The sequence below is a fragment of the Bartonella sp. AP3QHHD genome (assembly GCF_042195765.1).
Taxonomy (GTDB): Bacteria; Pseudomonadota; Alphaproteobacteria; order Rhizobiales; family Rhizobiaceae; genus Bartonella.
The window spans coordinates 62950-70532 of record NZ_JBHIPC010000098.1 but is presented as its reverse complement, the minus strand read 5'-3'; the positions used below and the strand labels follow the sequence as shown (position 1 = coordinate 70532).

General features: G+C 38.5%; 5 protein-coding genes. 4 read left to right on the top strand and 1 reads right to left on the bottom strand.

The genetic code is table 11. From position 1 onward, the window contains the following. The first annotated feature begins 506 nt into the window (after nt 1–506). The 3 genes from pyrF (at nt 507) to ACFIL7_RS08545 (ending at nt 4310) form a co-directional block, all read left to right on the top strand. Nucleotides 507–1352 carry an orotidine-5'-phosphate decarboxylase gene (gene pyrF / locus ACFIL7_RS08555; RefSeq protein WP_375634745.1) on the top strand — a complete coding sequence of 282 codons (846 nt, stop codon included), beginning with the start codon at nt 507–509 and terminating at the stop codon, nt 1350–1352. Nucleotides 1353–1701: 349 nt separating this feature from the next. Then, nucleotides 1702–3186, top strand: coding sequence for a histidine--tRNA ligase (hisS, locus tag ACFIL7_RS08550; RefSeq protein WP_375634746.1), 1485 nt, complete (start codon nt 1702–1704; stop codon nt 3184–3186). A gap of 590 nt (nt 3187–3776) precedes the next feature. Further along, the gene (locus tag ACFIL7_RS08545) at nt 3777–4310 is read left to right on the top strand and encodes a replication protein (protein WP_375618298.1); all 534 of its coding nucleotides are present in this window, start codon (nt 3777–3779) and stop codon (nt 4308–4310) included. 872 nt (nt 4311–5182) lie between these two features. Here the strand turns inward: ACFIL7_RS08545 and ACFIL7_RS08540 are convergent. After that, nucleotides 5183–5707, bottom strand: a complete 525-nt coding sequence (locus ACFIL7_RS08540) for a peroxiredoxin (RefSeq protein ID WP_375634401.1) — start codon at nt 5705–5707, stop codon at nt 5183–5185. Nucleotides 5708–5923: 216 nt separating this feature from the next. Between ACFIL7_RS08540 and ACFIL7_RS08535 the strand changes: the two genes are divergently transcribed. After that, nucleotides 5924–7552: an alpha-D-glucose phosphate-specific phosphoglucomutase gene (locus tag ACFIL7_RS08535; protein ID WP_375655288.1), complete on the top strand. Its 1629-nt coding sequence runs from the start codon at nt 5924–5926 to the stop codon at nt 7550–7552. Nucleotides 7553–7583 lie beyond the last annotated feature (31 nt).

Here is a 7583-nt window from a genome sequence, read left to right as displayed (position 1 = left end):
GCGAGTTTCCATGTTTTATCTCCTTGAATATGCTGGAGATACAATGCCTTTTTGCTAATTATGTTCCAAAAGGGATAAAGATATGCGCCAAAAGGAATAGGAAAGATCTAAAGCTAAGATCGAGACCATCATGGTGGGGCATTTTCTTTTGAAACTTTGTTTAAAGCGCGTTCATAGAGAGTTTTTGTTGATCATAAAAAAGGGGGGTGAAAACGACAAGGCATGTCTATAGGGCTTTATGAGGTCATTATAATATAGATGCTATAATATAGATGCTGTTTTGTTTATATTCTTTCATAAATTTGAATTTTTATCTCATGACAATGTTTTGGTTGATAAACATATGATAAGCGTTACGAATGGGAATATATTTATGTTTCATAAATAAAAGCACATTTTGTATAGAGAGATCTTTCTTTGTGTTTTCGCTATTGTATTCTTTTGACAAATGCTTTTCTTTTTGATTGTATCAAAAAGTTTAAAGAGAGATCTTGTTAGGATATAAAATGTTTCGTTCAACTTTTTTTAAAAATCGTGAAATCTATGGACCTCTTTGTATTGGCTTTGATCCGAGCCATAAAGTTTTGCAATCGTGGAAACTAAGCTTTGATTATAAAGGTCTAAAAGATTTTTGTGATATTCTCTTAACAGCAGTTGTTGGTAAAGTGGGTATTATAAAGCCGCAAGTCGCATTTTTTGAATTATATGGTGTGGAAGGTCTTCAAGCTCTCAAAGAACTGATTGAAAATGCACACGAACAAGGCATATTGGTTCTGGCGGATGCAAAAAGGGGGGATATTGGCTCTACTGCTGAAGCCTATGGTAAGGCTTGGCTTGGTCCAAGTAGTGCGTTCAAGGTGGATGCCATGACAGTTAATCCTTTTTTGGGTTTTGATGCTCTTATTCCTCTGATAAAGGTTGCAGAAGAAGCAGGAGCAGGGGTTTTTGTGGTTGTTCAGTCTTCTAATCCAGAGGGGAAACAAATACGAAATGCGCTTATTGGTGATCAGACACTCTCTCTTCATCTTGCACAGTGTATTTGTGATTATAATAGTCAGTCTTCGGTTATTCATCATAATATTGGCCCCATAGGTGCGGTTATAGGAGCGACATTAGGATCTGAATCAAAAGACACAATCGAGCAGTTAAAAAATAGTCTGTTTCTTGTTCCGGGTATTGGCGCTCAAGGTGGAACAATGACACAACTAGCAAATCAATTTCCACAAAGACTTTGGCAGAATGTTATTCCCTCTGTATCACGCTCTATTACAGATGCTGGACGAAATATTGTTGATTTAAAAAATGTTATCAATCATTTTGCAGAACAAGCGCAAAGCACACTGATGTCTTGAGGATTTTTGCATCTGTAATAAATCTGAAGAATTCTGAAAGGGAGGGCTTTTGAGGGGGATGCTTCCGATTTATCCAGAATCAACAGTCGCTTTGAGGTTTCTTTCAACAAGCACAGATGTCTTTTCATTGAATGTTAAGCGGGCATTTCATGTTGAGCGGGGGGCTATGTTCCTATTGAAAATGCAAATATTTTCAGTAGATTGCCTTAAGGGTAAAGGTTTGCATCTTTTAAAAGCAAAAGCTTATGTATATTGTTACCAGTTTCCAGTTGATAAAGTTATTGCAGCGTTTGTTTCTATAAGATAGACACACGTTATCGGTGAATATATATTGTTGTTAGAGAAAAATATGTTATCAAAACAAGAAAAAACCAAAGCCCGTTTACCCCGGGGTTTTGTTGATCGTACAAGTGCACAGTTGTATGCAACTGAAACAATGATTGCGCAAATTCGTGAAGTTTATGAACTTTATGGTTTTGAAGCACTGGAAACACCAATTTTTGAATATACAGATGTGCTGGGTAAGTTTTTACCGGATTCAGATCGTCCAAATGCGGGCGTTTTTTCGCTACAAGATGATGATGAGCAATGGATGTCTTTGCGCTATGATCTTACCGCGCCTCTTGCTCGTTATTTTGCCGAGAATTTTGAAGTTTTGCCAAAGCCTTATCGCAGTTATCGTCTTGGCTTTGTTTTTCGCAATGAAAAACCAGGTCCAGGGCGGTTTCGGCAATTTATGCAGTTTGATGCGGATATTGTTGGAACACCAACGGTAGCAGCTGATGCCGAAATTTGTATGATGGCAGCCGATAGTTTGGAAAAACTAGGGTTTCAGCATCATGAATATGCCATTCGTCTGAACAACCGAAAAATTCTCGATTGTGTTTTAGAGAAAATTGGTTTGGGGGGAAATGAGCAGGCTGAAAAGCGCTTAACTGTCTTAAGAGCAATTGATAAGCTGGATAAATTTGGTTCTGAAGGGGTGCGTTTGCTTTTGGGAAAAGGGCGTTTGGATGAAAGTGGTGACTTTACAAAAGGGGCGGAGCTTAAGGATAAAGAGATTGAGTGTATTCTTACCTTAACTGCTGCTGGAGCTGAAACAGCAGAAGAAACGCTTGAGGCTCTTAAAGAAGTGGTTGGTGATCATGTTCAAGGGCGTGAGGGAATTTGTGAGCTTGAGGAAATGCAAGCAATTTTTGCCGCAAATGGCTTTCAGAATCGTATCAAGATTGATCCATCGGTGGTGCGTGGACTGGATTATTATACAGGTCCTGTCTTTGAGGCTACGTTGCTGTTTGATGTTTTCAATGATGATGGGCTGAAAGTTGTTTTTGGCTCCGTTGGTGGTGGTGGGCGCTATGATGGATTGGTGGCACGCTTTCGTGGTGAAAACATTCCAGCAACAGGTTTTTCAATCGGGGTCTCACGCTTGATCGCTGCTTTGCAAAATCTTGGAAAGTTGCCTATGAAGGAGACAACAGGGCCGGTTGTGGTGCTGATGATGGATAAAGAGCCAGAGGCGGTTGCTGGTTATCAAAAAATGGTGATGCAGTTGCGTGGTGCGGGAATTCGTGCTGAGCTCTATTTGGGGGCATCGGGGATAAAAGCGCAGATGAAATATGCAGATCGACGCCAAGCGCCTTGTGTGGTTATCCAAGGCTCACAAGAACGTGAGAGCGGAAAAATACAGATTAAAGATTTGATTGAAGGGGCGCGTTTGTCTCATGAAATTAAGGATAATCAAACATGGCGTGAAAGTCGACCAGCACAAGTGACGGTTGATGAAGAACAATTGGTCAAAACAGTACAGGATATTTTAGCCGCCCAAAAATGATAATGGTAAAGGTCTTTATCGAAGTGATTGTTTGAAATATTTTGGAAATTTGAAATTCAATTTTTAAAATTTGTGCTTTGCTCGTTTATACGTGTTGGTGCACGCGTTCAAAAGCGGGGTTTTGAAGTGCGTGCGGCATAAAAGAGAGATTTTTTAAGAGATAAATAAGCGCTATTTGCTATAAAACGTGCCCTTCTGAGGATGCGATGATAATGCGTTAAAATGAGCAAAAAAAATTGTAACGAACAAAAACTCTGAGAAAATTAAAGGGTTTCACGTAAAGCTTCTGCAAAAGTTTATAAAAATATTGACAAGTTCATATTGGCTTCATCTTTGAATTCTCATCTATGAGTATCAAATCCTTTGATGTTCTCTTCTTGGACATTACAAAATCTAGCCTTATTGCAAAAGGAGGGAGAACTAGAGCGTTTTATCCTAAAAGACTTTTTAAGCTTCAAAAAACAATGGAATGACTTAAATCGAACAATTTTTTACAGGAGCATGTTTGGATGAATTGTAAGCTGCCATAATGGTAACTTACTAATAATATGCATTTTTCAGAAAGTCAATTCTTTAACGGAGAAATGAAAATGGTCCAATATGATTTTACTCTGCTCTATGAACGAAATCCCTTTATTCTTGAAAGACCTGAGAATATTGGAAAATCATTTAAACTTCCTCCTTCAAATTTCGGATTTGAAGATCTTCCGCAAATTACCTTTTCAGGCGCCTCGTCGTGTCGGCGTATGATTTTTGGGCTATCATTTAGTGGTATGAAAGCATTTTTTGTGATGTTGTGGCAGGTAGGGAAAATGTTAGATGAGGGGGATGATGTGGATTTATGGTTTGATCAGATAACATTGGATCATGATATTCTTGAAGAATTTTTGACTTGCGATCTTTCAATTCAAGAACCAGAATATCTTAATTTTGAAAGTTTTAAAGAAGGTATCAAAGAATTAGAAACAAATAAAATTGTAGCGAAGGGGACAAAAAAAGATTGTTATTTCATCAATCCAGATATTTTTGGTCTTCCTGAATGTGATGAAGATTTTGAGTTTGATGAAGAGGAAGAGATAGAAGCACACTTTACGGTAGAATACCCGAATAAACAACTTCTTTAACCGTTTTTCTCTTAGAGAAAAATAAAAGCTTAGAATAAATGGCTATGAGAACAGTAATGAGTCTGTTTATGGTATGTGAATTGGAATGTTTGCGGGATTTTTTTGATTGAATCTTCTTTATAAACGGTTCTTTATGCAGAGCAGTTTTTATACCATATTTGCTTCTTTTTATGAGACATAAGTTAATTTGAACTGTGCGCCTCTTCAAACAAATGTTTGATCTGTATTTTCCCTCTTGATGCTTTTGTGAACCTTGCAGTCTTGATGTTCACAGCTTTCGCCTTTGAAAGCATTTACGAGAAGCATTTCCACTCTTTTTAATCGTTTATTCATATGCCAATCCCACATGTCGTGGGCAAGAAAATGGTTTTGATGGTTGCAATATAAGAAGGGATAAAATGAGACACTCTTATGATATTCAGCTTTCACATTCAATATGCAAAATTATAAATTATCTCTATAAATCAAACCATTTTCAACATAAAGGTTTTCTCAATATGAGGAGCTGAGCGTTGATTTTGCATAGTTTATCTATATGTTAATCCTTGATGTTTCCGAGAGAGTTTTGCATGAATTTGCGCATTTGGCAATTGCATCCTCATTTTTTGATAGCGTGCAACAGCTGTTAACTCTTTGATTTTTTAGTCCCACAACGGGATTTTTCATCGGCAATTTTCCAAGCTTTTGCAAAGCCGTTAAAACATGAAAGATTTATTGAAAAATTATTGTTGGAATATTTTCTCACTGAAGGCGCACAATCAACTTATCGTGTCTGCTTTCACGAATAGAGGTTGCAAAAAGTAAACGACACAAATTTCCTGAGGAGGGAGATTTGTGTCGTAAAATTTTGTTTAAATAGACGATTGGGGGAATTAGCTTTTCAAGGCTTTTAAAACATTTTGTGGTGAAGAAACTTCGTAAGGATCTGTTGCACAATTATCTGAAAAACCTGTTTCTTCGAACCATTGTTCAACCACACCATCATTAATAACAGCTGCATAGCGCCATGATCGCATGCCGAAACCAACATTGTCTTTTGCAACCAGCATACCCATTTTGCGCGTGAATTCACCAGAGCCATCGGGAATTAATTTCACGTTTTTGATATTTTGTGCTTTTCCCCAAGCATTCATGACAAAAGCATCATTGACGGAAAGACAATAAATTTCATCAATACCCGCTTGTTTAAATTCATCATAGAGTTTTTCAAAATCAGGCAGCTGAAAGGTTGAGCAAGTAGGGGTAAAAGCTCCAGGAAGAGAAAAAAGAATAACACGCTTTCCTTTAAAGTAAGCATCGCTGTTAACTTCTTGCCACCGATAAGGATTGTCTCCATCCACTGATTCATCGCGTACGCGTGTGTGGAATGTTACATTGGGAACTGTTTTTTTCATCATCATGATGCTCCTGTATTCTTTTACGAAAATTTTGTTTTAAAACAGCCTTCGTATTTAAAAACATATGGCAAAAAGCGTTTTAAATAAAAGGGCTTCTTTAAAAATTCTTACTTCTGGTGAGTGTGCAAATATTTCACACTTCCGTCAAGTAGAATTAATGGTCGACTTTGGATACTCTTCACCTTAAAGTTAAAGGAAAGAATATGAAGGATTGATATGACCGTAAAGACAGTTTTAACCACGGCTTTTGAGGGGCAAAAACCGGGAACGTCTGGTTTGCGCAAAAAAGTGTCTGTTTTTCAACAACCCCATTATGTAGAAAACTTTATACAGTCTCTTTTTAATAACATTGGGCCTCTTGAAGGAAAAATGTTGATTCTTGGGGGGGATGGGCGCACTTTTAATCGTACTCTCCTTCAGATTGTGTTGAAGATGGCGGCGGCGCATGGTGTCTCTCTTATTAAAATGGGAAGGGGCGGTATTCTTTCTACACCTGCCGTTTCGCATCTTATTCGTAAAACTCATGCCCATGGTGGACTTATTCTTTCTGCAAGCCATAATCCTGGTGGTCCAGAAGGAGATTGTGGTATTAAATACAATGTTTCCAATGGTGGGCCCGCTCCTAATTCTTTATGTGATGCTATTTTTGCAACATCGCAACGTCTTTCTTTTTATAAAATTCTTGAAGCACCAGATATTGATTTAGATAGGCAAGGTACGATCTTTATGGGTGCCATGCGGATTGATATTATTGATCCTGTCGCTGATTATGTTGCTTTGATGCAGGAGCTTTTTGATTTCGACTGTATTGCCAAGGCCGTTGATCGAGGTCTTACTTTACGGTTTGATGCCATGCATGCGGTAACAGGGCCTTATGCTCATGAAATTTTTGAAAAATGTTTAGGATTTTCTGAAGGGACGGTGGTTAATGGTATTCCTTTGCCAGATTTTGGAGGCGGTCATCCAGATCCCAATTTGGTTTATGCCAAGGCTCTTTATGATTTATTGATGTCAGAGAAAGGACCAGATCTTGGCGCAGCCTCTGATGGTGATGGAGATCGTAACCTCATTATTGGTCGTCAACAATTTGTTTCGCCTTCGGATTCTTTGGCTATTATGGCTGAACATGCACACCTCATTAAAGGATATCGGAAAGGCGTGGTGGGGATAGCACGTTCTATGCCGACGGGGCGTGCTGCTGATCTGGTTGCGGAAAAAAAAGGACTAAACTTTTTTGAAACGCCAACGGGATGGAAGTTTTTTGGAACCCTTTTGGATGCGGGAAAAGTAACCTTTTGTGGTGAAGAAAGCTTTGGAACGGGCTCTCATCACATCCGCGAAAAAGATGGTTTATGGGCTGTATTATTTTGGTTAAATCTTTTAGCGGTAACAGAAAAAACTGTCGCACAAATTGTTCAACAGCATTGGCACACCTATGGGCGTTTTTACACGTTACGGCATGATTATGAAGAAGTCGAAGCAGACAAAGCTTTGGAAATTATAGAGCATTTGCGTGCGCACTTACCACATGCAGGAACTGAAATTGCTGGATTTTTCGTCAAAAAAGCAGATGATTTTACATATCATGATCCCGTTGATCAGAGCGTTAGTACGCAGCAAGGTATCCGTATTTTTTTCGAGAATGGCGCACGGTTGGTGGTTCGTTTGTCGGGAACAGGGACGCTAGGTGCTACTTTACGGCTTTATTTTGAACAATATGAAAGTGATCCGCGCAAACACAATTTTAATCCGCAAGACGTTCTTAAACCTTTGCAACAGGTGGCATTAAAACTGTTAAATATACAACAAGCATTGGGGAGAGATCACCCTGATATTATCACCTAAGATCATTGGAATGTTTTTTTGTAAAGGTATG

What these genes read in the sequence shown, in the direction of transcription:
- ACFIL7_RS08540 (WP_375634401.1), bottom strand. Translation starts at nt 5,707, where the DNA reads ATGATGAAAAAAACAGTTCCCAATGTAACATTCCACACACGCGTACGC.
- hisS (WP_375634746.1), top strand. Translation starts at nt 1,702, where the DNA reads ATGTTATCAAAACAAGAAAAAACCAAAGCCCGTTTACCCCGGGGTTTT.
- pyrF (WP_375634745.1), top strand. Translation starts at nt 507, where the DNA reads ATGTTTCGTTCAACTTTTTTTAAAAATCGTGAAATCTATGGACCTCTT.
- ACFIL7_RS08535 (WP_375655288.1), top strand. Translation starts at nt 5,924, where the DNA reads ATGACCGTAAAGACAGTTTTAACCACGGCTTTTGAGGGGCAAAAACCG.
- ACFIL7_RS08545 (WP_375618298.1), top strand. Translation starts at nt 3,777, where the DNA reads ATGGTCCAATATGATTTTACTCTGCTCTATGAACGAAATCCCTTTATT.